The following is a 2,293-nucleotide window of genomic DNA, read 5'->3' on the forward strand; positions in this document are numbered from 1 at the left end:
CAGATTAACGACAAGCAGTATGCCCTGCCCTTTGCCTCCGACTCACGGAAACTGTTTAAGGTAGGCGTGAACTTCAGCAAGGAGATACGGGGGATAGAGGGATGGTTGATAGAAGATTAATATTTCTACACCTTTCCTGCTCGAAACCAATTTCAATGCTTCCAGTCTGTGGAATATTCTTTTTTGGCCGGGTTTCCTGGTTGATCTTGGAACGGGGAAAATGTTCAAGTGGGACAATACCATTGTAAATCTGGAACTGGAACCTGCTGAGAAACAGACGGAAGGAACAGAATGAAAGTGCCTGAAAAATAATTACTATATCCTTTATTTACTTCTTCACCACTGCCCTCACCACGAACCAGGCGTGATGAGCCACGGTGCTCAGCCAGCCGTAATGCTTCGCCATGATGCGGAAACGTTCGTGTAGCGAGGCCTTGTGGTTGCGGGTGGTCATGCCTTCCTCCAGATAATCGATCAGAGTGAGGTGCGTATTGTGTAATACTTTTGACTTTTTCATGATGCGGATGCACCAGTCGAAGTCGGCAGAAAAGCGGTAGCTGAGGTCGTAGGGCTCGGCCAGCGTGCGCTTGGCGAAGAATGCCTGGTGGCACACCAACATCCCATGTCGGAAGCTGCGCCACGTCAGATGTTCGGGCGCTTGAAGACGGCGCATGCGTACAAAGTGTCCTTCGGCATCGACCAGTGCTGTTTCGCCGTAGAGCACATCGGGCAGTTCAGTCAGTTCGCGCAGGGTGTGTACCATTTGTTGCAGGGTGTCGTCCTCGTGGAAACTGTCGCCTGCGTTGAGGAAGCAGACGTAGTCGCCCGTGGCAAGGCGGAGGCCTTTGTTCATGGCGTCGTACAGTCCTTTGTCAGGTTCGCTTACGACGGTGGCGATGCGGTCGCGATAGCGGTTGATGATGGACAGGGTACGGTCCTTCGAGGCGCCGTCCACGATGATGTACTCCACGTGGTGGTAGGTCTGCGCAATGACGCTTTGGATGGTATCTTCGATGGTAGCCTGGGCGTTGTAGCAGACGGTAATGACGCTGAACTTCGGTGTGAGGTGATTATGCATTGCTTCCGGTGACTTTGTTGTAGAGATCGGTGAACTTCTTGGCGATGACCTGTTCCGAGTAGTGTGTCACTACTTTTCGGTAGGCTTGTTCGGACAGGCTGTTGTAGCCCGGGTCGGTCAGGGTCCAGTAGATGCCGTTGGCCAGGTCTTCCGACGATTTGTACTGTGCCACGTAGCCGTTGTGCAGATGGTCTATCATCTCCGGTATGCCGCCTACGTTGAAGCCTACACAGGGGATGCCGCACGCCATGGCTTCCATGATGGTGTTGGGCAGATTGTCCTGCAACGAGGGAGTGACGTAGATGTCGACAGCGTTGTAGATGTTGACCAGCTGATGTTCGTCGTGTACGAAGTCCAGCGGATATACCTTGAAGGGCAACAGATTCTCCAGTTGCTTCGACTGGTTGCCGAAAGCTACGATACCCAGTTCCTTTACCAGTTCGGGATGTTTTCCGGCCAGCAGTTTGCACGACTCAATCAGGTATTGCATGCCTTTGCGCGGGTCGGTGATTTTCACCGAGCCGAACAGTATCAGTTTGATGTCCTGCGGCAGCATGCACCGGCTTCGTGCTTCCTGCTTGCTGCGTGGCTTGAAGAGGTTGGTGTTGATGGCGTTGGGGATGCTGATGATGTTCTGCCCCGTCAGCAGTTCGCTTTTCCGTGCCATGCCTTCGAGCCAGCGACTGCACGTAACGAAGGTGATGCGATGGTTGCGGTAGAGTTCGCGTTTTTTGTGGAACACGCGGTAGGAAATGTCCTTCCGGCTTCCGCCGCCATACAGTTGTGGACAGTGATGGCACTCTTTTTCGTAAAGGTTGCATCCGCTGGCATAATGGCAGATGCCGGTTGCGGGCCACATGTCGTGCATGGTCCACACGATGGGTTTGCCCGAGTCGAATATCTTTTTCAGGTTATTCAGCGAGAGCATTCCCTGGTTGATCCAATGCAGGTGGATGACGTCGGCCTGTTGGAATTCGGGCAGTGAGGTGATGTCCGTACCGGTGTTGGCAATGTCGATGGCGAACAGGTTGTGCTTCTTGAAGCGGTTGGCCTGCCAGATGCGGATGCGTTCCCACACAAATTTCCATACCAGCCGCCAGCTGCGGTCGAGCGACACGACGGTGATCTGTTCGGTCTGCTTGTCGCGCACCAGCATTTTGGCCTTGATGCCGTTGTTCTTCAGGGCTTCCATCAGCCGGCTACAGGCTATGGCGG

2 protein-coding genes and 1 pseudogene are annotated in these 2,293 nt (G+C 53.7%); 1 reads left to right on the forward strand and 2 read right to left on the reverse strand.

Features of this window, described 5'->3' with window-relative positions:
• Positions 1–120, forward strand: a pseudogene (locus tag QVP67_RS10775) (AAA family ATPase); the annotation flags it as partial.
• Between the two features lie 208 nt (positions 121–328).
• On the opposite strand, the gene QVP67_RS10780 reads toward QVP67_RS10775, so the two are convergent.
• Both QVP67_RS10780 and QVP67_RS10785 read right to left on the reverse strand, forming a co-directional pair.
• Positions 329–1,078, reverse strand: a complete 750-nt coding sequence (locus tag QVP67_RS10780) for a glycosyltransferase family 2 protein (RefSeq protein ID WP_022163573.1) — start codon at positions 1,076–1,078, stop codon at positions 329–331.
• A partial coding sequence (locus QVP67_RS10785) for a glycosyltransferase family 4 protein (RefSeq protein ID WP_288180119.1) occupies positions 1,071–2,293 on the reverse strand: 1,223 nt, incomplete at its 5' end. The genes QVP67_RS10785 and QVP67_RS10780, both read right to left, overlap by 8 nt.

The organism is Bacteroides sp. CAG:633 (genome assembly GCF_000435115.1).
Classification (GTDB): Bacteria; Bacteroidota; Bacteroidia; order Bacteroidales; family Bacteroidaceae; genus Bacteroides; species Bacteroides ndongoniae.

Bases quoted from the DNA above. Each gene is read 5' to 3' on its own strand.
- QVP67_RS10780 (WP_022163573.1), bottom strand. From the start codon at position 1,078: ATGCATAATCACCTCACACCGAAGTTCAGCGTCATTACCGTCTGCTAC.